This window comes from Moorena sp. SIO3H5, from assembly GCF_010692395.1.
Lineage (GTDB): Bacteria > Cyanobacteriota > Cyanobacteriia > Cyanobacteriales > Coleofasciculaceae > Moorena.
In genome coordinates, this window is record NZ_JAAHHS010000003.1 from 71,373 (window position 1) to 95,773 (window position 24,401).

Sequence of the window (24,401 nt, forward strand, 5' to 3'; positions counted from 1 at the left end):
TGGATTAACAGATGAAAAAGTGGGGAACAATGTAACATTAATATGGGAGTTAATCAAGCCAATAAATTTATAAAAATTAAAAAAATTAGGGATAGATGAAATCAGCTTAGTGAAAGGACAAGGAAAGTTTATAGTAGTATTAGTAGACTTAGAAACCCATAAATGAATTAACTGGATTAGTAGGAGCGAGAACTCAATTATAAATAATAAAAGTCATGGTGACATGGGGATAAAAAGTTTTAAATAAAATATAATAAGTGAGTATAGATATGATAGGAAATTATAAATTATTGGTGAAAAAGCTCTGTCCAAATGCCGAGGTAACAATAGATAGATTTCATGTAACGAAAATGGTTCATGAAGAATTAAATCAGGCAATAATAGACCAAAAAAAGACAGCAAAAACATTGCAATTAAAAGAAATAGCGAAATTAAAATTATTTAGAAGTATAAAATGAAGTAAATATACGTTAGAAAAATGTTTGGTGAGATCCAACTTTCCGAATTAAAAATATAAACAAATTTATCAGAACAACAAAAAAAAACTATAACAAGTAAAAGTTGCATCACCGCTAATATAAATTATGCATAATATTAAAGAATAATTTACTCATATATTTGACAAAATTAAAGATTTAGTATCAGAAACATTGAGGTGAATATACTGGTTCAAAAAAGCGGAAAAATACTATCCAAAAAGCGTTAATACAATAAAAATATGGCTAGTAGAAATAGTGGAATATTTTGAAAGCAGGACAAATAGTGGAGTGGTGGAGGGAATAAATAACAAATTAAAACTAATAAAAAGATGTGGATTTGGGCTAAAAAATTTGACTAACTTTGAAATTAGCTCTATAATGAATTGGCACTTTGATAATAGCTTAGCATACTAAAAACGAAAGAGCCCAAAAGGAAGGAGAGAAAAACAAAAAATGGTTCAATAACCTGGACTAGGAATGGGTGGACGATATTCCTACCTTACTCAAAGTAGGTACTCATAAAGAGCCTGAAAAGAGAGGAGCGCAGTGAGGTTAAAGTCTCATGCTGCGTTCTGAAGACGAGTCGGGTTGGTGACAACCTGGCTTAGTTTAACGCCAATTGCGATGACAGCATTGAAGTTACCTGGACGATAAAGATATGTGTGGAATAGTTGGATTTTTTGGCTCAAATTTACCTGGCTTTGAAGACGCATTGTCAATCTTAGCTCATCGCGGACCGGATGGTACCAGTAGCATTTGCCAGGAAAACTATGCTTTAGGACATAATCGTCTTGCCATTATTGATGTAGAAGGAGGACAGCAACCATTATACGATCCGCAGAGCAAATTATACGCTATTGCTAACGGAGAAATTTATAACCATCAACAATGGCGCGATCGCTTGCAGGGAAACTACAACTTCTCAACCAACAGCGATACGGAAATTCTGCTACCGCTCTACCAAAAGTTTGGCACTCAGATGCCTCAAAAAATCAGGGGTATGTTTAGCTTTATCTTGGCTAGCGATCAGGAATTCTTTGTCGCTCGCGATCGCTTAGGCATTAAACCTTTATACTATGCTCAAAGTGAAGAAGGTTTATTTTTTGCTTCGGAAATCAAAGCTTTAATAGAGCATGGTGAACAAATTAAAGAGTTTCCTCCAGGACATTATTACCATTCTAATGAGGGTTTACAACCCTACTACGATTTTCCCGAAGTCGATGTGTTTTTAGAAGATGTAGAGGTGATTTTAGAAAAAATTCGCCAAGGACTTTCTCAAAGTGTCCGCAGGCGTTTAATGTCTGACGTTCCTGTAGGAGTATTTCTCAGTGGAGGACTTGATTCTAGCATTATTGCGGCCTTAATGAAGCGAGAACTGTCAGAACTACATTCTTTTTCCACCGGATTTGCTAACTCTCCAGATCTGAAAGCAGCAAGATTAGTAGCAGAATATTTAGGAACAATTCATCACGAATATATTTACTCAGAAGCAGAAATGCTTTCTGTTCTACCCGAGGTAATTTACCACTTTGAATCCTATGATCCCGCTTGGTTAAGAAGTTGTGTACCTACCTACTTGCTATCTCATCTTGCTAGCCAATATGTCAAAGTAGTTCTCGGAGGAGACGCATCAGATGAGTTGTTTGCTGGCTATAGTTATCTAGCTGATTACAATGATGGCAAGACGTTAAATCAAGAATTGGTATATCGGATTAAAGGATTACATAATCTCAACTTGCAAAAATTAGACAGACTGACAATGGCTCATGGTTTAGAAGCAAGAGTTCCTTTTCTAGATATAGACTTTGTGGAAATGGCACTGACTATAGATCCTACCCTCAAGCTTTACCAGAAATTTGGCATTGAAAAATGGTTGCTCCGTAAAGCTTTTGAAGACTATTTACCCCCAGAAATAGTTTGGCGAGACAAGATGGAATTTGCTCATGGTTCTGCTTCCTCTAAAGTTTTAGAAGCTCACGCTGAGGCTACTATTTCTGACCAAGATTTCGATCAGGCACGCTTTCGGGGAGACCCCATAAAAACTAAGGAGGAATTACTCTACTACAGGATTTTTGAGCAGTATTTTCCTCAGCCATTTGCCGTCAATTTAGTTGGCAAGTGGGATCGAACTTTCCATTAACAGTTCAATTCTTAGTTAAATTGAAGAAAAAATGGCGACCACAGTCAATTACTATGATGTTCCCTTAAAAAGGTTAAATTACCAAAATGCTCTGGGATTAGGGGTTGTATTCACGGATTTTGAAAATGCTAAAATAGAGTTATGCAGTGGCATTTCAATACATCCTGGAGTCTGGCATACAAATCCAATATCACTTTCGGGGAAAGAAGTTGTTTATCATAGAAAACAAGGCAGTATTTATGCAACAATCGATTGTTTCTTAACCAAAGAGCATAATACTTGGTTAAAAATTCCCCTAGGTCAACCGCAAGACGGTTAAACTGCTATATTCTATTTATCGATAAAAGGAGTAATATGGTCACATTAGTTCAGCAACTCAAATCGGCTTTTCGCATCCAATCGGTTACCACCGTCAATAACGGGGTGCAAATTACTTGGAAAGATGGTCACGAAAGCTTTTATCACAACCTCTGGCTGCGCGACACTTGCCACTGTCCCAAATGTTTTCAACCAGACACATTAAGCCTCAACAGTGGAGAAGGAGAAGGACACGACCCCCTGAAAATGCCACTAAATCCGATAACTGAAACGGTCAAAATAGACAGCGAAGGAAATTTAGATATCATTTGGGGCGGTGAAGAACCCGGACATCATAGCGTCTACGATCCATCTTGGCTGCGAGTTCACTGTCAAAAAGAGCCCGCTCTCAAACAGCGACGAAAACCCCAACTGTGGGACTCATCGCTGTCCATCCCATACTTCGATTACCAGGAAGTGATGAGGGACGATGAAACGCTACTGCATTGGTTGGATAAAATGCTGGATGTGGGAATGGTAATTATTGACAGCTTTCCCAAAACGAGAGAAGCATTTCAGGCATTAGTAGAGCGCGTCGGACCGATTCAGCAACGATATCACCCTACCGACATCTATACTTTAGACACAGCCAACCAACTAGCAGGAAATATCCACCACTCCTATAAGTACTTGCATCGGCTGGACAATCATAGCGATCACGTCTCCTACAACGTTCCTCCCAGACTTCAATTTCTCGGATGTATTGAATACGAAAATCCTGACAATGACAGACAAGGATATTCCACTCTGGTAGATGGTTTCAAAATTGCTGAAGTTCTGAGGACTCAGCAGCCAAAATATTTCGAGCTACTCACCCAAGAGTATATACCAACAGGTCGCAGACGACTGGGTGTAGAGGAAAAAGTATCTGACAAGGAAAAAGGCACCAAAAAATACCAATGGGAAATCTATTATCGCCACCACGTCATTAATTTGGATAAAAATGGCGAAGTTTACCAGATTCGTCACAATAAAAACGACCGCGTACCCCTTGAGGTTTCCCCGGATAAAATTCAAGACTTGTATGCCGCCTACCAAGCATTTACAGCATTAGCTGAATCTCGAGAGTATAACGCCGAATTTCTTATAGCTCCCGGACAGGTATTGGTAAATGATAACTGGCGACTGCTCCACGGACGGACGGGTATTCGGAATCCCCAACTGCGACGAGTTTTACTGGGAGCGTATATGAAGCCGGAAACATTCCGCAGCCGACGGCGACTGTTGCTCGGGAAAAAAAGTGGAATGCCGGATATGTGGTTAATGGGATGTTCAGACCGCGCTTTAGAAATTCTGGCAGAGCGCATGAGCGATTGAAATTAAGGCTAAATTTAGCTATTTATTGGTACTAAGGGCCAAATAAGCGCCCAATCTACCTGTTTGAGTACCACTTGTAGGGGTTGTTGCCGATGCTCCTAAATAATGAAGGTACGTAGAACTGAGTGCCGCTGCACTACTTGTTGCCAAGCCTGCTCCCAGATATCAACTTGCAAGGGACTAATTTTCAACAGCAATTGCTCTAAATAGACCCCTGATTCGGGAGCATAGAGACTCTCAAATAGCATCCCTTCTTGCATCGGAAGGGATAGATTGATTCTAAATTATTATAGTTAATTAATGTGAGTAAACTGTCGATTTCGGTTTGACTCAACTGGGCAAGAGGAAAGTCGGAAGGACTATATATTCTCGCTTCTAGAGATTCTATTCGCTCTTGTAAGTTCACTATATACTGGTCTTTTCGGCGGCTCAAATCCTATTATACTGTATTGGGCGATCGCGACTTAAATAAACTTACCAGAATCCTGGGAGAATTACCTGAGTTGAGTTCTTTTTTTTGTTTTCTGAATCATGGAACTACCAACCATCAATTCTGTAGATAGGGTGACGCGAGAAGAACTAAACACCCTTGTTAATCTGGGTTGCTGCTATGTCAGAATACCAGAAACAGAAATTTTTGAACATTTTAAAATTCTAAAAAGAGAGGCTTTAGATTTTTTCAGGCAGGGCGAAATCCAAAAACAAAATAAGAAAAGCAATAGTGGAATGAAAGCTCATAAAGACTATGATTTGATGACTGTAATTTTGATGGACAAGCCAGGATTAGAAGTGTTGTGGGATGAGCAATGGCATGACGTTAATCCCCAACCAGGGTATGGGGTGCTATTTCTGTCTGAAACCTTAGAAAAAATGCTAGGTGGAAAGATAAACTCAAGTATACATCGAGTTCGCATACCAGATGAAGAACGTATTTCTATAGGTGTTTTTAAAGGGCCAAATACTAATATTCCTATTCGAGATTACATTCATGATCAAATCCTGTTTGATTCACATGAGCAGTGTTTAGAACATTATCGCCAGTTATTCCGGGGGGAGTGACAAAAAAGCCTGTAAGCTTTTCCGGATGGAAATTTGAGTCAAAACACTTCTTTTTTTGGGACTAGAGTTGACTATTCATGCTGATGCTGCTTGGGGTGGTTACTTCGCTGCCATGATTCTGGAAATTGTTCAAGACTCGAACCAGACAATGTACATCAATTTCACAAGGCTATACCGCTGCGATCGCGAGGCCAGTAGATTATGAATGCTTTACCAATAATGTTGTCTCTGGGAACAACCCCCCAACAGCGGCTATCGTAGCTGTTTTCCCGGTTATCACCTAGTACCAGATAGGAGTTAGGTGGCAGTGTCACCGGTTTAGACAAATAGGGTTGCGGTGCAGATTTACAAGCATCAATGACTGTTCGTTGACCGTCAGCAATATAGTCTTCTGCTAAGGGTTGATCATTAATGTAGATCTTTCTATCTTTAAGTTCTACCTTCTCACCTGGTAAACCAACCACACGTTCAATAAATGCGTCCCTGAAGTTTTGTTTTTTGAGAGTATCAGTAGGGTTAAATATTATGATATCTCCTCTCTCTGGATCGTTGAAGCGATAACTTAACTTTTCAATAATCAGGCGGTCATTAATTTGGAGCGTAGGTAACATCGCACCAGAAGGTATGTAGCGAGCTTCTGCAACATATGCTTTCACATAAAATGCCAAACCAACCTCACAAATACCAAAAATCATTAGGAGTAGAGAAATGGTTACTATAAAATTTTTCGTTCTTTCCCTACGAACTGGTGAAGCCCAGTAAGCATGATAAGCAACAAAACCGGAAAAAATCAGTGGAGCTAAGGGAAAAATTCCTGAAACTATAAAAATAATAAAGAATAAAATACCCAGCCCAACTTTCTTAATGTATAAATGCCCCAAACCAGGCCAACCAGGTATTATTCCTGATAAAAATACAGCCAGCCAGGGGTCTTTGTCTCTTTTTCTCAATTCTTCAAACCTTGAACTATTCGCTTTTATGGCACATTGATGAGCATCAAAGAGATTCCATAACCAGAGCGGCATCATAGCTAACCAGCAGAGGAAGCCGATTACCCATTCAACTTTAGGAGTTAAGATAAGAATGAATCCCAAGTACAACAGTAAAGTTGTAATAGATATTATCCACAATCCTCTAATAAGTTTACCTGAGTATATCTGCCCAAGCCCAGGCAAAAACTTTGATAAAATTACCGCTAACCAAGGTTCTTTACCAGATAATGACTCGTCATTAATCGGGGGTTTTCGACTTTTATTATTATTAATATATTTAGAATTTTTAGCCTTGAGAGCACTCTTGGATTGTTGAACTATGCTGTCTGCTATAGGTACATCATTTGAAGTGGTATTCTCCGACGACGATATCGGTACAGATTTGAAAGCACCAGGGCTCTCTTGTACTCCACCAATTTGATTTTTATCGTTACTTTCTGTGGTTTCGATCTGCTCTTGAATCCCCCTGCTCCATAGCTCTCCTACTTTGGAGTCACCAAAATTTTTTTGGTGGAGTACTAACTGGATTGTTTCACGCCAATCTGGGGAGTTTTTACCCAACTGACATCCATAAACCTTGACGGTGCTAATCGATTCAACTCCCAAACCGATGATTTTTTTACGAAGGAAAGCTACTAATTCTTCTTGATTTGGTACTTGAGTTGACTCTAGCAACACAGACAAGCAGTCATCTCTGAGTTTAACTTTAGCTCTAATGCCTTTGGATTTGAGAGAATGGTTGATTAATGCCGCGATCGCTTTTGGATTGCCTTGCTTAGCTAATCCGGTAATGTTCTGATGGCTCATTATTGTAAACTATCAATGGCAGTGATGCTTGTAACAATCTACTCAATTCAATTAAACTAAATTGAAATTCAAGGTTGATATAAATTAATCTGCTAAAAGTTAGATTTATTAAAAATTTTAAATTTTGGGATAATAGATAAATTTAATTTAAATTCTGGCATTTTGGTCAGTATAACTATTAATAATATTTTAGGTTTTGAGTATTTTTCTGTTGGTTCTATGGGGAGATTTCAGATTTGAGGGTATGGAGATCACGAATTCTAGGATTAAGCCATTGCCTGGTCATTGCCGAGAGTTCGATTTCTGCGATATTGAGCCAGGAGCTATGTTTGGGGCTGTGGTGGATTTTAATGTTTTTAGTGCGATGCTCCTTGGCCTTGGCCTATTGGCCACGCTACGCGAATGGGCCACGCTACGCGAATGGAGGGAGCCGCTACGGGATTGGCCGTAGGCCACGCTACGCGAACGCATTATCTTGATTGATTGGATTTCACCAAGCTCAACCCAACATCATCGATCTCGGGCAACAAGTAGCAGAAAATTAAGCAAGGGGCAACGATCTATGATCGGCGAGTCATAGCCATTACCCCGTAGACCTTAAGTTCGCGCTGCCCTGTAGGCGTTGCCTGACCCTCGCCCATAGATCCAGGGCGTGTCCTACTCCCGTCCTTTTTCTGTAATATTGTTACTGTAGTTTACGTCCACTTTTAGAAGTCCGCTTTCTGAGGCGCAGCCTAACCAAGATCATTTGCTGGAGCGGTAATGGTACTTCTGGGTGTAGTCCCTCTGATATATCTTCAAAGGTTTTGATTGACCCAGGATAAACCACAACTAGCCATCCTTGTTTGACAAGGCAGGCGTTTAAAGCTGACTCCTCAAGCAGGTATGTTATCCCTAGATGCTGCCTACGCTCATCCAGTTGTTCTGTTTCTAGCTGTTGAACTCGGTTCATATAGTTTTGGGCAAATAAATTTACCAAGCCTTGAAAAGATTCATTTTTTTTGTAAAGGCTCTGAAGCTCCTCATAATATATCTTAAAGTCCGATTGCTGCTCAATTTCTGACGCTTTCTTGAACTTAAATTGACAGCTTCCGGAGTACTGATCGAACAGGGAATAGTTTTCATTAATAAACTGCTCTCCAGTGCGAATTGCCTCCAACCGAGCTTCATCCCCTTTCACTCCCTGTCTCACCTCGATTGTCAGTCGGTATATACTATCAGTAACTAGGACTAGGCAAGCATTAAAGTTTTCACTAATCCATTTAATGCATGGTTCAATGCGCTTACGATCAACAAAGTTTTTGCTGCCAAGGCTGATTCCGAAAATACACTTTTTATACTCAGAAAGTGAGCTACGTAGGTGAGCGGGAGATACCTTAGATAAACTTGCTTTATACCCATAAATTATAGTATTACTAGTAGTAGACTTGGTTAAGTCTAACTCCTGTCTGTTTAGATCAATTCCTTTGCTAATTTTAGATCTAAGCAGCTTCAAATGCTCTAGGGAAAGCTGATTCCAGTCAAAGTTGTCAATGATCGTTTCTTCATCGCTATCACTATTCATACTGTTAATTGTTATGGTAAATGTTGTTGGAAGCCATCTGGACAAACAATAAGTATTATGCTATGGTCAGCGTTTACTATTTTATCCACAGGTTTTTTACGAGCTTTATAGCCCTACGCGCAAGGCAAGAGGAATCCCCCCTACTGCCATAGTAAGGGGGGCGGGCAAGAGGCAAAAGTTCACTAAAGCAGCTGTTGCTGCTTGTATCAATGTCAAACACCTTAATGCCTAGTCCTATAACAATAGGATTTTGATAGACTCAATCAAGGGTAAATTGACTTATTCTGCTAGAAGCCATGTCTAGCCATTGACTATAGCAGTTTCTAACCTAATGAAATACACAGGATTTTTTCCATGTTTCCTCTTATCTCTTATTTCTTCCCTGTTCCCTGTTCCCTAGAACCAGGTACTCTCTACCTCACCAAATTGAAAACGGCTATATATACATCTAAATAAATATTGCCTTTTCGTTAGGAATCAGAAGATAGAAAGTTTTCAGCTTATCCTTTTTGGACAATCCAAAAAGCTGACACATATGAAAGTTGGATCCTATTGCCGCAGTTCTTTTCTAGGGTTTCCCTCAAACCAGTAAATAAAGAATTCTTCTGCTGCGACTCTAGGTTGATGTAGGTTGAGTAAGTACTCAACAAGGCCAGATAATCATCGATGCTATAGGTAGGTTCGCAGAGTACATATTCCGATTTACAGTCATAAAAATAACCGGAGTCTATAACCTTCTCTACAAATTCGTTCAGCTTTTCTAACTGAGTTTTTGTATCTTCAGCATATCGTCTCAGAGATGGAGCATGGATCTGATAGACCTCATCCAACATTTGGTAAACTTCAGGCTGAGGATGGGGTCTGGTATTCCACAGTATAATGAGTACACCATTCTGTTTTAAAGCAGCATTAACTTTGGCATACCCACTTCCAGGGGCAACCCAATGAAAAGCCGTTGCTGCTATAACCGCATCGAATCTCTGGGACTCTAGCTCCCACTCCTCAAAAGTAGTATTCTTAATCTCTACATTGGGATACTGGGCACAGTTTTGTCGCGCTAGCTTACAAGCCGACTCACTGGGTTCTATACAGACCATTCTAAAGCTTAATTGCCCAAAGGCTTTAGTTACAGTTCCAGGTCCACATCCTATTTCCAAAATTGTGGCATCATCTGGGAGTTGGGCTAACTCTACAGCCCGATCAACTATCGTTTGAGGATAGGTTGGTCTGGTTCTGTTGTAGGCATCTGCTACTGAATTAAACCAGGTCTTGTTTTGTTGTGACGTTCTGATATCTGCTACTAGCTTGAACCAGTTTCCGTCTTGTGACAAATCTTGCATAAATGCTTGCTTATTAATGATTAGTTGTTGTCAGTTAAGCGGAAAGATCACAATAATTTGACCCAGGTACTTGATTCTACGGCCTAGGTTCCTCTGTTGTTGCCACTATCCCTCCAAATACTGCCATACCATAATACTTCCAAGGCACCGCTACCGAGGAAAATCCAGCAGTTGTCAGCATTTGCAAATGGCCATAAGTGGTGGTAAAGCGATCAGGACCAGAATAACCCTCAGAGATACTCGTTCCGAACTTAGCGCGAACTTCTGCTAGGGTCGTTCCCTGACTTTGCGCCCAATCCTCTCGCCTTTCCTGGTAAACTTCCTTGAGGGCTGGTGATTCTGGCAAAACCCGGTCAGCATTCCAAAACACGCCCCCTGGGTTGAGACTTTCCCGAATTCGCTGAAATAACTTCAGCTTAATCTCATCGGTAAGATGATGGATGGCAAAAGAGGAAACACAGACATCAAATTGTTCTGGTAATGATAAGTTGTGATTCGCCCAGTCACCAAAATCTCCCTCGTACGCTTTCCATCTATTGCTATATCCAGCATCCTCAATTTTTGCACGGGCAAAGGCCAGCATTCGGGGGGAATAATCTACCGCAATTACTTCAGCATTCCGACAGCGATCAAGGATTTTTAAACTCGTCTCGCCAGTACCGCAACCGAGATCTAAAATTCGCTGGGCAGAAGGAGGAGTACAACGGGCTAAAACATCCAGAATTTCCTCATAGCGAGGCATTAGCTGGCGAATGCCACTATCGAAGTTGGCAGTATCTGCAAAAACTTCTCCTTGAAAAATCTCTTTCATCAAATTAATGTTGGTATCTATGACTACTAATATAGGGATTTGTAGAGGAATAAACTACACAACCAGTGTTTCATTTAATGTAAGGAACCTCAAGACCCAACATCATCACTCTCGGGCATAAAATAGCATAAAATTAAGCAAGGGGCAACGATCTATGATCGCCGAGTCATAGCCATTACCCCGTTGACAGTAAGTTCGGGTAGAATGCCTAAGCTTGGTAGAATGTCTTCTCCTGAAAAGACTATGGGTAGGTCATCTCCCTGCCAGACCCAAATCTGCTGACGAGCAAAATCGATTAACCAGGCTAATTGTGTTCCATTACTGAGGCAATGAAGAATTTTGTTTTGCAAGTTTAAAGTGCTTTGGTCAGGGGAACGAATTTCAATCAGCCAATCGGGTGCTCCATCAAGGGGTCCGTCTTGATCAGGAAGATGATCCCAGGCAACGATAGCAATATCTGGCACTGGCGAGTAGGGAGGTATGATGCAGCGTAGCTCCTGTACCGCTTCAAATTCATTGGTACGATCATTGATGTAATTAACCAGATTGCGTTGTAGGCGGGAGTGAAAGAGGGTTGGCATTGGTTTTTGGACTGCTCGCCCATCAATTAATTCCCATGCCGGAGAAGCCTCAATATTGGGTTGAGTGAGAAATTCTGCGAGGGCAATCCTTGGAATCGACTGGGTCATAGCTGCTTACAAAATTTCACTGGTTCAGTTTATACCAACCATACTAGAGCCCAAATCTTGCCCAGGGTTGCGCAAGAGAAGCATGCTTCCCTTGCCTGATCACCGAGTAACCCTTTAAAGATTAGCTTGCCTAACAGTCTTTCTCATCCGCTTAAAGTTCCACAGACCAAAGATTAACCAGAACGCTAGTAATCCTATTGTTAGCAGTAACACTACCGATGGGCCAAATTGCACAATCAGTGCTGGTGCAGCAGCAGTAAACAAGCCACCACCTACTATCGGTTCAAAGAACAACTGTTTGTAGGCGAAACTCTCAAAAGCACCGGTATGGTTATCTGGGTCTACCATCTGGATCAACAAAATACCGGTTGCTGTCACTCCCATGGATTGTCCCATATCCCCGATGCCACGCTCAAACCAGTATCTGGGGAGTATACGGGGTGCCAGGAATAGAAATGCCCAGATGTTCCAAACGATGCCAGCGATCGCAAGAATTAAAAATGGCAGGAGGTTGTTTCCCAGCACTCTTAGGGAAATTGACGCTAATGCGGTGACAATTACCACATCTAACGCTACCCCAGAGATGCGCTCCTGCAAGGGTCGAATAATTAGTGACCCCAGTCCTAGACGCACGGTTACGACTTGGACAATCAAACCACCAATTAGTGCCATGGGAAACAGAGGCACATACTGAATTACTTGAAAGCCACCGGCTCCCCAAGTCACTGACTCAATGAACTTGAGCACTGCCAGGATTAGCCAGCCGATTGCGATCGCAACTCCTACAAAAGCAAGGTTCAATGACAGGGGATCGATCAGTAAACCATCCATTAATCTCGCTCTCCCTGTTTCCGGTGTTAGGGGGCGGGGAGCAGGGAGCAGGGAGCAGGAAGAAGGTAAGAGATAATAGGTAAAAAATCCTGTATACCTCATAGCTATAATAAACGGTATAAACAAAGGAGATAATGATGGGAAATACTGCATTAGTGACAGGCGCATCAAGTGGCATTGGTGCTGAAATTGCCCGATTACATGCTGCCAAAGGAGGCAATCTAGTCTTGGTTGCTCGTCGTGAAGAGGTTCTCAACAAATTAAAATCAGAGTTAGAGAATGCATACAATATAAAAGCAACTGTTATTGTCGCTGACCTGGCACAACCAGATTCTGCCGAACAAATATTTGCAGCAACGGAAGCGGCTGGAATACAAATTGATATTCTGATCAATAATGCTGGTTTTGGTGGCCACGGGAAATTTCATGAACGTGACCTTGCTAAAGATCAAGCTATGATGCAAGTTAATATGGTCTCCTTAGTTAAGCTGACCCATCTGTACTTACAAGGGATGGTAACCAGAAATTATGGTAGGATTTTGCATGTCGCCTCTACCGCAGGCTTTATACCAGGACCACTACAGGCAGTTTATTACGCAACACAAGCCTTTGTTGTTTCGTTTTCTCAGGCCATTGCCCAGGAATTGTCTGATACAAATGTTACCTCCACTGCCCTTTGCCCTGGTGCTGTTGCCACAGGCTTTGTAGCGGCTGGCGACCTAGACGGTACATCAATGTGGGACAAAGCCGCCTCTCCTGAGTCCGTTGCTAAATGCGGCTATGACGCTATGATGAAAGGCGAGTTAGTGAAAATTAATGAGGCATCCTTGAACTTTATGGTAAATTGGGTCGTACCGTTTCTGCCTAGAAAGACTGTGCTGAAAATGTCCCAACAAACCATGGAAAAAAGTAACTAATAATGAAGTGTTGAAATCTTTTATTTGCGATCGGCGAAGCCGATCGCAAATAAAGAAAGAATGCAGCGGTTTGCTCATCTAAATTCGTATTAGATAAAAGAATTGACCCAAACAGGATCAGATTAGTTTTACCCAATTAGTATAACAGTAGCGCTAGATACACATAAGTTTGCCTGTGCTGCAACTGAGGCAAACGGTTGTGATACAATCATATGGGCTTAATAAAAAAAAAGGAAGTATTTTATGAAACGTCTTTTTTCCTTGCTGCTGTCAGGAATCCTGATGGTCTCTAGCACGCTATTGTTGGGTATCGCCGTCGCTGAAGGCGTTGCCCCCGGTCAAGCACAAGCACTGGTTGAAGAAAGTCAGACTGAAGAAAGTCAGACTGAAAAAAGTCAGACTGAAAAAAGTCTAGCTAAGTGTTTTTACAGTCGAGTGAGTCAGGGTAAAGATGTGAAAGAATGTGACTCGGTTTTAGAAAAAGAGCGGAACGCAATCAAATCTGTTGAACTTAAAACAGCTGCTCGCTGTTCTAAACTCAAAAATATGGTGGAAAACAACAAGCCTGAATATCTGAGGCTTTATGAGGTGAGGGATTGCCATTTATTCATAGAAAACAGTTCGTTTTGGACTAGTATTTACTATGGCGATGATGACTCTCCTTGTAAATACGATTCGCTTTATAAGGAGTACGTCTGCGAATAATTGTTCGTCCGATCGCACTACTGTCTGTGTATCAGTTCAAACCTAATTTGTGGGCAGATTATCTCAGTCAAGAGCTTAAATATCTCTGGTTAAATCTAAAACTAATTTAGCTTTTTAATTCATTAGATTTTTCGACCTCAGAGTTAGAAGAAGTTTGGCTTACTCCCTTGAAAGTTTTCATGGAACAGCCAAAATTTATTAGTGGGTTGTCGGGAACTTTGGACAAGGTAACTTCGGATCAGGGTCAAAGAATTGACCCAAACAGGATCACAAATGGGTTACCAATCGGCAACCCATCAGTAACCCATCAGTAACCCATCGGTTGGGATCAGGCTACCTGAAGCAATGACTCCTTCAAGCGAGTTTGGTCAAACCCCCGCTGATGAAGCAGTACCCAGGATTCGATCAAATCAGGACCATTGACATCCCCAGTTAGTGCAGCACGAAGCGATCGCATAACCAATCCTTTCTTGACCTTTTGCGCTTTTGTGACTTGGTTAATAATCTGCTTAGCTTCCTCTGGACTCAGCTGTTGGTAATTACCCAGTTGGTCAAGAATAGCTTGCACCACCTCACTAGCACCAGCTTTTTTGAGCTGCTCTACTGCCTGCTCCGTGTACTCAACTGACTCAGTAAAGAACATCCGAGTCATATCTACTGCTTCTGGCAAGCGAGTCAAACTTGGCCCAATCATGGCAGTCAACCGTTCCAGCCAAGGGCGATTTTCCACAGGATCACAGTTGTAGCCAGCACTTTCCCAGTAGGGAATCAACAAGTCCACTAACGCAGATGCACTCATCTGGTGGACATATTGACTATTAATCCAATCCAGCTTAGCCCAGTCAAACTTTGCCCCAGCTGGGTTCACCCGTTCAAAACCAAACTTTTGAGCGGCTTGAGCCAAAGTAAAGATTTCCTGAGTGGAGTCAGGGGGAGACCATCCCAGCAATGTCATATAATTAACCATCGCCTCAGGGGTAAAGCCCATGGCTTTGAAGTCAAAAATAGAGGTTACACCATCGCGCTTAGATAGCTTCCGTCCCTCATCGTTAAGAATCAGAGGTGTATGGGAAAATTCTGGGACTACGCTCCCTAGGGCTTCATAGAGCAAAATCTGTTTAGCAGTATTCGCAATATGGTCTTCACCGCGAATGACATGGGTAATCTGCATATCAATGTCATCCACCACCACAGCTAGGTTGTACAGAGGCTGACCGATATCATTCTCTTGAGATGCCCTAGCAATGACCATATCACCCCCAAGGTCACTCCCTTTCCAGGTGACTTTACCTCGGACTAGATCATTCCAGACAATCACGCGGTCATTATCAATCATAAAGCGGATCACCGGCTTGCGCCCTTCCGCCTCAAATGCTGCTTGTTGTTCTGGTGTCAGATTGCGATGGCGATTGTCATAGCGGGGGGCTTCTTTTCTTGCCTTTTGAGCTTCCCGCAGTTGTTCTAGTTCCTCAGCTGTGGTGTAGCAGCGATAAGCCAATCCCTGGTCTAAGAGTTGTTGAATAGCAGCACTATAAAGGTCAAGACGTTGGGATTGGAAAAATGGTCCTTCGTCCCATTCCAGTCCCAGCCAAGTTAAACCATCAAAGATGTTTTGGGTATATTCCTCTCGCGATCGGGTTTGGTCGGTGTCTTCAATGCGCAGAATAAACTTACCGCTGTGGCGACGGGCAAATAGCCAGTTAAATACAGCGGTTCTAGCGGTACCAATGTGTAAATTTCCGGTTGGACTTGGGGCAATACGGACTCTAACTGTCACAGCTGATTGCTAAGAAGTTAATTACTATAGTCTTTTCGTCTCTATTGTACCTGCAACAATCGACTAATCCGACTAGATCATGTTTAGGATCATCTTTAGGAGGAGTCGATAGTATCCTACATTTTTTCTACGGGACTGACGGGGCTCGAACCCGCAACTTCCGCCGTGACAGGGCGGTGCTCTAACCAATTGAACTACAGTCCCAATCTCCGAGCCATTTACTATTATTATGTATGACTGGTGTATTTGTCAAGGCTTTTTTTGAAAAAAACTGAAAAATACTTTCAGCAGTCACTTTAGAGCTCTGAGCTCTCAGCCGATTTGCCTTGAGCTCACCCTCGACCAATGACCGAAGGCTCAGTTTATGGCTACAACCAGTATAACCTATCCCAGCGCTAACGCAATAGGGTGGGCTAATCACCTACCCTAAGACTCACTATTATTTTTTCAAGACCAAAAACCTTATTTACTGCTATGGCAGAATCACCGTTCTCTTTTGGTGTTAGAGACTTTTGAGATTAAAATTGCCTCTGAAGCTGTTCTGCTGAATGGATAAAATCGTTCCAGGCTAAGAATTAATAGGAGCATCAAAACCTGTACTGGCCAAGGTGCCATAGCAAAACCAAATATTAGACAGACAATGCTACTGCCTACTCCCAATAAGCGAGGGATTTCGTGAGATACTCTCCAAGATATCAAGATGCTCCCTAGGGCAGTTACGAGAAGAATTAGAAAAAGTGGAAGCATATTAATCACCTCTTATAAAAGAAATTCTAGACTTCAATAATTTCCAGACCTGTGACATACTCCCGACGCCGAATCTTTGATTACGGCGCGGGCTTCTCAACCTCACAGTTAAGAGTTCCTGCGTAGCACTTATCTAGGCACAATACCCCCGACAGTACGCCATTAGCAGGCAGTTTCCGTTCCCCAATAGTCCTTGGGTACTTATCAATTCCACGATTACAAATCACTTGGGCTGAGGCGACATCACGATTGTTTGAATACCCACATTCAGCGCAGGTATGCCAACGGATTGATAGGTTATTCTCCCATTGATAACCACACTCAGGACACTGTTTAGATGTACCCTTGTGGTCAACAGTCGCGAAAAACTTTCCTCGTTTCCAGCATACCCATTTCAGCAATTCTCGGAATTGACCAAAGCCAGCATCTAGAATATGTTTTCCCAAAAAACCCTTAGCCATCACTGTGTAATCAATGTCCTCAACAAAAATCGAATCGGCTTGGTCACATAGTTGATGTGCTATTTTTAGGTGAAAATCTTTACGGGTATCAGCAATTTTGTGATGTAACCGTGCCACCTTGATTTGTGACTTTTCATAATTCTTAGACCGTTTTTGTTTTCTTGTCGCTCTACGTTGCAGCAATTTCAGCTTGCGTTGTAAGTCTACAAAAAACTTCGGTCTAGGAATCCTTAACCCATCTGATGTTGCCAGAAAATCGATTAATCCGACATCGACACCAATTGCCCGTCCAAAAAACGGAATATCAGGTACAGATACATCAGCCTGGATGGTAATGACGACAAACCACTTTGTTCCTCGACATCTCGACACAACCCTGACACCTTTGATTTTGAATCCATCAGGGATTTCTCGGTGCAAGTTGATGTCTACAAGCCCGATCTTGGGTAGTTTAATTTGACTCCCTTTAAGGGGGTTTGTTGATAATTGCGGAAACAAGAATGATTGATAGCGACCATACTTTTTGAAGCGAGGGAAACCTCTCCCTCTTTTTCTGAAAGACTCCCAGGAATTATGCAGACGTTTAACAACATCTTGTGTAACTTGAGAATGAACCTCTTTGAGTGAGGAATCGGTTTTTTTCCACTGCGTTAACTGTCGCTTTTGTGACCTTTCGCCAGGGAAAGGGATATCCGGAGACATGATGTATTCCCTGTTGATTGAACACCNAGTTAGGAATTAACCTGACCAAGGTAGGTAGGGGAGTCTTGACACTCCCGAACCGTTATGATTTGTTCACTTCATTGAGTAAATCATATCGGACAAGAAGTGAAGAGGCGCGGTTTCAACCCGCCTCGTAACAACCTTGTGGAATCCCCCTGCTTTTAGCGGGGGGAGATGTCAAACTTAAGCATAAATGAGTAAAAAACAGTGAACTCTATCCCTATCAAGCAATTTAAGACTAACATCCAAAACTTTATTAAACAAGTCATCAATCAACATACTCCCCTCAAAATCACCGATCCCAATCAGGGAGACTTTATTATTATTAGTGCCAAAGATTGGGAACAACAACAAGAAACCTTGTATGTTTTACAAAATAGCCATTTAATGGAACAGATTAACCATTCTCAAGCTACCCATACCCAAAATAAAGGCTACTCTCCCAATCAGGAAGAATTAGATGAGATCCTTAGTATTTGAGGGCAAAACTTGGGAAATTTACGAAGAACTTCGTAAAAAAGATAAAAAACTCCATCAAACCCTTTGTAAACTCATCAAAGAAATGCATCAGAGACGATCCTGCTAAAGGCATGGGAAAACCTGAACCGTTAAAACATAATTTATCGGGGTTGTGGTCAAGAAGACTTTCTCAAAAAGATCGCCTTATTTACAAATTTGATGATAACTATATTTATATTTTTGCAATAGGTGGTCATTACGATCAATTTAATTGATTTTAGTTCATGTAGGGTGGGCAGTGCTGGATACAGATAATATCACCTGACAAAGTTGCTGGGCACTGCCGACCATAAGATGTAGGGTGGGCAGTGCTTGATACAGATAATATCACCTGACAAAGCCCGTTGCTGGGCACTGCCCACCATCGGTGTAGCCCCTTCTTGTCAATAGACTGGAAATAGTTATTAATAAAAAACGCCTCATTGTGTTTATTAACCTACAGAATGTTTCATAAAGACATCCAGAGATAGGTTGTTGTAGCTGAAACCGACTTCCACCGTTGCGATATTCTGTTCGCGTAGCGCATCGCAACAGTAGCAAAAACCAACATCCCAACTCCAGGGCGTACCCTAAGCAAAACTAAGCCCACGGATCAGCACATTCTTTCCGGATTTTTTACAAATATGAGATAAACCATTAGCAGCTGTGTATACCCGCACAGCTGATCACACAGGTGCATTTTACTGATCACTCAATTACTATGTTGGATTTCTTTTTCATCCGCGACACCAAGTGGCTGTTTGAAACTGCCATGGAAAACCCCGAATTCGCTCCGTCCGTAGTTGAACTGCTCTTCCTAGAAGAGATTAAGTACAACGTTCGTGATAGTTCAATTTTAAAACATCACTATTATCTGACAAATTTAAGACAAGCCTATGCTGACACTATCCGGTCTAACTATGCGGGGGAGGATAGTAGAAATTCATAGTTGATGTAGTTGATGTAGGGTGGGCAGTGCTTGATACAGATAATATCAGCTGACAAAGCCAGTTGCTGGGCACTGCCCACCATTGGTGTAGTAATAATTTCAGCCCATAAGTTGATGTAGGGTGGGCAGTGCTTAATACAGATAACCTTACAAAGCCCGTTGCTAGACACTGCCCACCCTACGATTAATCTGTTCGCGTAGCGCATTAGCTTAAAAAAAAATAGCCGTAGAAATCTTTCCACGGCTATTTCAGTGCTGTAAACGCAATTGTCATGTCTATCAGTTTCCGAATCAATCCGCATGTGATCCTATGCGAATAAACCCGAGTATTGACCAGGGGGGAAACCCCCCCATAAGTTTAACCGATTAACGCCAAGTCGAAGACTTGCTTGCAAAACTAATTACTTGCCCTGGAATTCCCGTTGGCTGTAAAGGGCTCCAGTCCGAAAGTGACCCATACCCGAGTGCATAAAGGCCGTAAATAGTTTTGGTAACTGCTTCAGGAGAACCCTTAATGTAATTAATACGTTGTTTTTTCGGGTTATAATCCTCAGGGTTATTGTCGTGATTCGGAATAAAGTCTGTAGACATGGCTAAAAAACTAAATTGTGTTTATATTGATTATTGTAATGATTATAATTTTATTTGTCAAGGGTTTTGAAAATTTTTTTGGGGGGGGATGATTTTCATATAAATTGTTAGTTAATGTAGGGTAGGCAGTGCTTAATAAAGATTACCTTAAAAAGCCCGTTGCTAGACACTGCCCACCTTACTATTTAATCTAGTTCCTGTCGGTGAGCAGCTTATGTAGGGTGGGCAGTGCTTGATACAGATCAGCTTATAAAGCACCTTAGTAGACACTGCCCACCTTACGATTAATCTAGTTTCTGTCGGTGGGCAGTGCTTAATACATATCAGCTTACAAAGCCCATTGGTAAGCACTGCCCACCCTACGATTAATCACTGCTTTATTACTGCCGATCCTACGATTAATCTAGTTCCTGTCGGTGGGCAGTGCTTAATAGAGATAACCTGAAAAAGCCCGTTGCTAGGCACTGCCCACCCTACGATTAATCACTGCTTTATTACTGCCCACCTTACGATTAATCTAGTTACTGTCGGTGGGCAGTGCTTAATATAGATCATATTACAAAACTCATTGCTAGGCACTGCCCACCCTACGATTAATCTGATAGCTGACCGCTGACCGCTGACCGCTGTTCGCGTAGCGCTTAAGCTAATAACTTAAAGGCATCGGACAATAATAACTATAATGCCCTGGCATTTGTAATCCCTGTAATTTCAAACTTTGCAGGCGATATAAATAAGCAGATCCAGTCATAATGTGGTGGGCAACATCTACTACATGCCGGGCTTCCGGTTGAGCTAAGTAAGACCCTTTGACCCATTCATTAAAGGAACCCATAGCAGGACCACACCAGATTTGATAATCCATTTCCCGACCTTTTTCACCAGCACTAGACCAGCGAGACGATAAGCCAAGATACCAGCGGAAAATTAGAGCCATTTTGCGCTTAGGATTGTTAGTAGCTCGGGTAATTTGTTCAGGGTCCCGTTTAGTGAAATAAGCTACTGTATCCTGCCAAACCGATTCAATACTCTTGCCCAACACTTGGGTTTCTAATTTCTTTCTTTCCTCAACCGGAATCTCTTCAATGGAGTTATAACTTCTGTAGAGGTCGTATAATTTTTGAGCTCGCATTGGGAAAAGGGTACCTCGTTTAAGCAATTGCACCTTCACCCCCATCTCAAACATATCCGCACAGGGAGCCATGGTTACATCAGCCATCCCAGCTTTAGCCAGTAAACGTTTGGTGTGGTCAGAGGTGCCAGCTTCCACACAGGCTTGATTAACTGACCCAGTCACCACATAAGCCGCTCCCATCATAAAAGCCGCTAAGGCTGACTCTGGTGTCCCAATCCCTCCTGCAGCACCAACTCTCACTTGTTGCTTGTAACCGTATTGCTGCTGAATTTCATCCCGCAATACGATGATAGAAGGCAGAAGACAAACTAAAGACCGATTATCGGTATGGCCACCAGAATCTGCTTCTACCGTAATGTCATCCGCCATGGGGATTTTTTCAGCTAGGGTAGCCTGTAACTCGGTAATCAATCCTTGTTCAAGCAGTTGCCGCAGAAATTTAGTTGGGGCTGGCTCTAAAAATTTCCTAGCTACTTCTTGCCGAGAAATTTTAGCAATGATTTTGTTATTTACCTCAATGTCACCCATTGAATTGAGACTCAATCCAGCAGCTCGATAATATACAATATGAGGAGTTAAATCCATAAACGCAGAAGCCTCAACGGTCTTGACACCGTGTTTGAGATACAACTCAACTGCTCCTCGTTCTAACGCTTCTTCACTAGGGCTGTGAATTAGATTAAAAGCGTAAGGGCCTTGGGGCAGGGCTTCTTGAATTTGTTTAATGGCAGCTTCAACCCGGTTAGGCACTAAACCAGCAGAGCCGAAACTACCGAGAATTCCAGCTTTGCCCAGAGCAATCACCATAGCCTCCGAAGCAATACCTCCCGCCATGGCACCAGCAGCATAGGCATACTTAAGCCCATGAAACTCTCGGAAATTGCGATCGCCTAATTGTTGAGGTGGCAGGGGTGGCGCAACCATCAGGGTTTGTACCAGCTGACGTTGATAACTATCAAACCCATTGCTTTGATTAGCGATTCCAATCCGACCTTGGTGTGTAACTACATAACAAGGTTGCTGTAAATTCAGCAGCTTAGTTTTAATTCCAATATCATCAAATGAAATTAACTCTGAATAACTTGACTGACTTGAGTTTATCCCATGGAAACTATTGGAATTACTGTAATTATCAGTTAATAGAGCAGTGGATGAATTGTTTGGTTTTTTGCCGTTTTCTAACATGGTTTTAATAGGGAGTAGGGAGTAGGGAGTAGGGTGTAGGGAGTAGGGTGTAGGGTGTAGGGTGTAGGGTGTAGGGTTTAGGGTGTAGGGAGTTGTGGCACAGGCTTCCAGCCTGTGACCTAACTGATAGCTGATAGCTTTCAGTGGTCAGCTATCAGCTAAATCCTTAAACCCTAGGGCGTGTTTTCAAAGTTTTCCGCAAGATTATGATCCCCCCCAGCCCCCCTTAATAAGGGGGGAGCCATTCTCAAAGTCCCCCTTTTTTAAGGGGGATTTAGGGGGATCTCCGAGTTTGAAGACACGCCCTAGGCTTCCAATAAGCCAATCGCAATATCCTTAATTTCGTAAATCCTCATATTATCTTTCCACAAACTAGCATCACCAATAATCTTGATTTGTTCATTATCAACCTCAATAGATGAGATATGAACTTCCAAGAACATTTTGCGGTTTTCTGGAGTAATCTGACCCCGATATTTCCAGGTAATTTGATGATTAAGGACTTGTCCAAACCGAGGGGATTTCAAAAATTTGCCTAAATCTAGCTCCAGGGCATAAACTTGCATAGCTTGCAAGATAGCTTCCACCCCTAGCGCCCCTGGCATCACTGGATCTTGATAAAAGTGACGGGAGAAAAACCAGTCATTTGGGGTAATCTCTGTACTGGCATAAATGTAGCCTTTTTGATACTTTCCGCCCCCTTCTATAATCAGAACATCATCGAGAAAATCTAACTGACTGTGAGCTAAACGGTAATGAGGCTTATTAGGTGGAGCGTGATAAAATTTCTGCCGATTTTCAGGAGCGTTGAGGTTAATCGTGATTGCGCTAGGATTTAAATTTTGTTCATACCAGGGTGCTACTAATTTACCATTATCTAAACCGACTTGGTTAGCCAGTACTTGGTGACTAAAATACCCAAATACCATATTCCCCTGGTAAAATTCTTCCCCATCGCAGAACATTTGGAAATCAAACTTTTGAATAATCGCACCTTTGACAGCAGTGGATGAGAGCATTGTCACTTTGTCAGTGATAGTTTTGCCTCGGAGATCGATATCCTTGATAACTTTTGCGTGACCATCCAGATTTCGGAAATATAGATCTTCATCTGGGAATAACAAAGTTGTGCCCAAGTGAACACCCAAGAAAATGCACGGTTGACCTGCAATTTCAATGTATGCACAATAAGGCAAATAAGGGTAGGAATTGTGGTTATAAAACCAAGCTGTTGGAGAAACATCATAGTTGGTAGTAATTGTTGAATTTGGCTGTAATTCGTGCCGTTTACCCTCTACCTCTAAGACTCGACTAATTAAGCAAAACTCCTTATTCGGTACACGGACGCAACGGCGATTATCATAAATTTGGAATTCTTGTCCCAGACAGCGAGTCACAGAACCTTCCGCCAGTTCTTTCAGTTGCTCTGAACTAAATAAAGCTGGTGGTTCAGGTGTGGTGATTTGACTTGGTAATGTCCCTAGCTGCTTTTGAGATACTGGCTGTTTTTCCGATAACTGTAAGCCCAAGTTCTTAATCGCAGCAATGGTTTTGCCAGCAAAGATAATATCCACATTAGCGGACGCAAACGGTTGGGGAGACAGTCCAATTTCAGTAATTTCTAGTTGGTAGACTAATGTACCAGACCCAGGAGTGACTTGTCCGCGAAAACGAGAACTCATGGGAAGTTCAGCAATGGGCTGAAATCTAGCATCTACCGTAAGGGTTTGTAGCCCTAAGAACAGTAGATAAAATTGCAACAACTGACAACTTCCTTCAACCATGAGACTACCAGGCATGGTCGGGTCATTTTTAAAGTGACAGAGAAAATACCAATCCTCTGGTGTCACGGATTTTGTCCCCATCACTAAGCCTAATCCTGCTGCACCTCCTTGGGGGTCAATGTCAATGACACGGTCAATCATCAACAGCTTTTCGGGAGGCAAACGCAGTGATGGATTGCCCTGTTGTTGGTAATTACTCCCAAAGCAAGCCGCAATATTTCCTTGGCTTAAGTTGAGCAGGTCTTGTTGGTCGAAAATAAGTTTTTCACAGGAGAGCAAGGGTTGGAAATGCTGTGGCTGGATGCTATTAAGTGCTTTCTTATCATCTTCTTCCGTAGATACAATTCCATTTCCTAGGGCAAGTTCTTCATCAGAAAATAGTCCAGCACAGCCTCCATCTAATGTCATCCAAAGTTTATCACCAATCCAACATTCTCCCTTAAAAAATATCAATAAGCTATCTTCAGTTATCACATGAGATGTTATTTTTACTTCATAGCGGAGAGTTTTTATGGCTTCAGGTTGGTTATCTAAAAATTTAGA

Annotated in this window: 24 protein-coding genes, 1 tRNA gene and 1 pseudogene; 11 read left to right on the forward strand and 15 right to left on the reverse strand. The window is 42.0% G+C overall.

Annotated elements, in window-relative coordinates; translation table 11 throughout:
* Positions 1–257 precede the first annotated feature (257 nt).
* The 5 genes from F6K52_RS01080 to F6K52_RS01100 all read left to right on the forward strand — a co-directional run bounded on the left by F6K52_RS01080 (position 258) and on the right by F6K52_RS01100 (position 4,293).
* Positions 258–458: a transposase gene (locus F6K52_RS01080; protein WP_293072741.1), complete on the forward strand. Its 201-nt coding sequence runs from the start codon at positions 258–260 to the stop codon at positions 456–458.
* 201 nt (positions 459–659) lie between these two features.
* Positions 660–893 carry a transposase gene (locus F6K52_RS01085; RefSeq protein ID WP_293072811.1) on the forward strand — a complete coding sequence of 78 codons (234 nt, stop codon included), beginning with the start codon at positions 660–662 and terminating at the stop codon, positions 891–893.
* A gap of 244 nt (positions 894–1,137) precedes the next feature.
* The gene (gene asnB, locus F6K52_RS01090; protein WP_293072744.1) at positions 1,138–2,619 is read left to right on the forward strand and encodes an asparagine synthase B; all 1,482 of its coding nucleotides are present in this window, start codon (positions 1,138–1,140) and stop codon (positions 2,617–2,619) included.
* Positions 2,620–2,650: 31 nt separating this feature from the next.
* A complete protein-coding gene (locus F6K52_RS01095) occupies positions 2,651–2,938 on the forward strand; it encodes a hypothetical protein (RefSeq protein ID WP_293072747.1) in 288 nt (95 codons plus the stop codon).
* Between the two features lie 35 nt (positions 2,939–2,973).
* A complete protein-coding gene (locus F6K52_RS01100; RefSeq protein ID WP_293072749.1) occupies positions 2,974–4,293 on the forward strand; it encodes a TauD/TfdA family dioxygenase in 1,320 nt (439 codons plus the stop codon).
* Between the two features lie 98 nt (positions 4,294–4,391).
* Here F6K52_RS01100 and F6K52_RS01105 read toward each other — a convergent pair whose 3' ends face one another.
* Positions 4,392–4,553, reverse strand: coding sequence for a condensation domain-containing protein (locus F6K52_RS01105; RefSeq protein WP_293072752.1), 162 nt, complete (start codon positions 4,551–4,553; stop codon positions 4,392–4,394).
* Positions 4,554–4,824: 271 nt separating this feature from the next.
* On the opposite strand from F6K52_RS01105, the gene F6K52_RS01110 reads away from it, so the two are divergent.
* The gene (locus F6K52_RS01110; RefSeq protein WP_293072755.1) at positions 4,825–5,352 is read left to right on the forward strand and encodes a 2OG-Fe(II) oxygenase family protein; all 528 of its coding nucleotides are present in this window, start codon (positions 4,825–4,827) and stop codon (positions 5,350–5,352) included.
* Between the two features lie 161 nt (positions 5,353–5,513).
* On the opposite strand, the gene lepB is transcribed toward F6K52_RS01110, so the two are convergent.
* The 7 genes from lepB to F6K52_RS01145 form a co-directional block, all read right to left on the reverse strand.
* Complete coding sequence (lepB, locus tag F6K52_RS01115) at positions 5,514–7,151, reverse strand: signal peptidase I (protein WP_293072758.1); 1,638 nt, start codon at positions 7,149–7,151, stop codon at positions 5,514–5,516.
* A 217-nt stretch (positions 7,152–7,368) separates the two neighbouring features.
* Positions 7,369–7,503, reverse strand: a complete 135-nt coding sequence (locus F6K52_RS36885; protein WP_364415510.1) for a hypothetical protein — start codon at positions 7,501–7,503, stop codon at positions 7,369–7,371.
* Between the two features lie 333 nt (positions 7,504–7,836).
* Entirely contained in the window at positions 7,837–8,715 is an 879-nt protein-coding gene (locus tag F6K52_RS01125) for a tRNA-dependent cyclodipeptide synthase (protein ID WP_293072764.1), read from the reverse strand.
* 500 nt (positions 8,716–9,215) lie between these two features.
* Entirely contained in the window at positions 9,216–10,055 is an 840-nt protein-coding gene (locus tag F6K52_RS01130; RefSeq protein ID WP_293072767.1) for a class I SAM-dependent methyltransferase, read from the reverse strand.
* A 76-nt stretch (positions 10,056–10,131) separates the two neighbouring features.
* Entirely contained in the window at positions 10,132–10,866 is a 735-nt protein-coding gene (locus F6K52_RS01135) for a class I SAM-dependent methyltransferase (RefSeq protein ID WP_293072769.1), read from the reverse strand.
* A 152-nt stretch (positions 10,867–11,018) separates the two neighbouring features.
* Positions 11,019–11,555, reverse strand: a complete 537-nt coding sequence (locus F6K52_RS01140) for a Uma2 family endonuclease (RefSeq protein ID WP_293072771.1) — start codon at positions 11,553–11,555, stop codon at positions 11,019–11,021.
* Between the two features lie 114 nt (positions 11,556–11,669).
* On the reverse strand, positions 11,670–12,488 hold the full coding sequence (locus F6K52_RS01145; RefSeq protein WP_293072774.1) for a hypothetical protein: 819 nt from the start codon (positions 12,486–12,488) through the stop codon (positions 11,670–11,672).
* A 35-nt stretch (positions 12,489–12,523) separates the two neighbouring features.
* Between F6K52_RS01145 and F6K52_RS01150 the strand changes: the two genes are divergently transcribed.
* Positions 12,524–13,303, forward strand: coding sequence for an SDR family oxidoreductase (locus F6K52_RS01150; RefSeq protein WP_293072777.1), 780 nt, complete (start codon positions 12,524–12,526; stop codon positions 13,301–13,303).
* A gap of 243 nt (positions 13,304–13,546) precedes the next feature.
* Positions 13,547–14,008 carry a hypothetical protein gene (locus F6K52_RS01155; protein WP_293072780.1) on the forward strand — a complete coding sequence of 154 codons (462 nt, stop codon included), beginning with the start codon at positions 13,547–13,549 and terminating at the stop codon, positions 14,006–14,008.
* Positions 14,009–14,336: 328 nt separating this feature from the next.
* On the opposite strand, the gene gltX is transcribed toward F6K52_RS01155, so the two are convergent.
* The 4 genes from gltX to F6K52_RS01175 form a co-directional block, all read right to left on the reverse strand.
* Positions 14,337–15,785, reverse strand: coding sequence for a glutamate--tRNA ligase (gene gltX, locus F6K52_RS01160; protein ID WP_293072783.1), 1,449 nt, complete (start codon positions 15,783–15,785; stop codon positions 14,337–14,339).
* Positions 15,786–15,915: 130 nt separating this feature from the next.
* A tRNA-Asp gene (locus F6K52_RS01165) sits at positions 15,916–15,989 on the reverse strand.
* 279 nt (positions 15,990–16,268) lie between these two features.
* Complete coding sequence (locus tag F6K52_RS01170) at positions 16,269–16,532, reverse strand: hypothetical protein (RefSeq protein ID WP_293072786.1); 264 nt, start codon at positions 16,530–16,532, stop codon at positions 16,269–16,271.
* Between the two features lie 80 nt (positions 16,533–16,612).
* A complete protein-coding gene (locus tag F6K52_RS01175; RefSeq protein ID WP_293072789.1) occupies positions 16,613–17,695 on the reverse strand; it encodes a transposase in 1,083 nt (360 codons plus the stop codon).
* 228 nt (positions 17,696–17,923) lie between these two features.
* On the opposite strand from F6K52_RS01175, the gene F6K52_RS01180 reads away from it, so the two are divergent.
* The 3 genes from F6K52_RS01180 to F6K52_RS01185 all read left to right on the forward strand — a co-directional run bounded on the left by F6K52_RS01180 (position 17,924) and on the right by F6K52_RS01185 (position 19,163).
* Positions 17,924–18,196, forward strand: a complete 273-nt coding sequence (locus F6K52_RS01180; RefSeq protein ID WP_293072792.1) for a type II toxin-antitoxin system Phd/YefM family antitoxin — start codon at positions 17,924–17,926, stop codon at positions 18,194–18,196.
* On the forward strand, positions 18,193–18,450 hold the full coding sequence (locus tag F6K52_RS36890; protein ID WP_364415496.1) for a Txe/YoeB family addiction module toxin: 258 nt from the start codon (positions 18,193–18,195) through the stop codon (positions 18,448–18,450). The genes F6K52_RS01180 and F6K52_RS36890 overlap by 4 nt, the downstream gene beginning before the upstream one ends.
* A gap of 485 nt (positions 18,451–18,935) precedes the next feature.
* Positions 18,936–19,163 carry a hypothetical protein gene (locus F6K52_RS01185; RefSeq protein ID WP_293072795.1) on the forward strand — a complete coding sequence of 76 codons (228 nt, stop codon included), beginning with the start codon at positions 18,936–18,938 and terminating at the stop codon, positions 19,161–19,163.
* A gap of 366 nt (positions 19,164–19,529) precedes the next feature.
* Here F6K52_RS01185 and F6K52_RS01190 read toward each other — a convergent pair whose 3' ends face one another.
* From F6K52_RS01190 to F6K52_RS01200, 3 genes and pseudogenes are all read right to left on the reverse strand, one after another.
* Positions 19,530–19,754 (reverse strand): hypothetical protein, encoded by a 225-nt coding sequence (locus F6K52_RS01190; RefSeq protein WP_293072798.1) that lies wholly within the window; start codon positions 19,752–19,754, stop codon positions 19,530–19,532.
* Between the two features lie 646 nt (positions 19,755–20,400).
* Positions 20,401–22,074: a PfaD family polyunsaturated fatty acid/polyketide biosynthesis protein gene (locus F6K52_RS01195; RefSeq protein WP_293072801.1), complete on the reverse strand. Its 1,674-nt coding sequence runs from the start codon at positions 22,072–22,074 to the stop codon at positions 20,401–20,403.
* A 305-nt stretch (positions 22,075–22,379) separates the two neighbouring features.
* Positions 22,380–24,401: pseudogene (locus tag F6K52_RS01200) on the reverse strand (hypothetical protein); the annotation flags it as partial.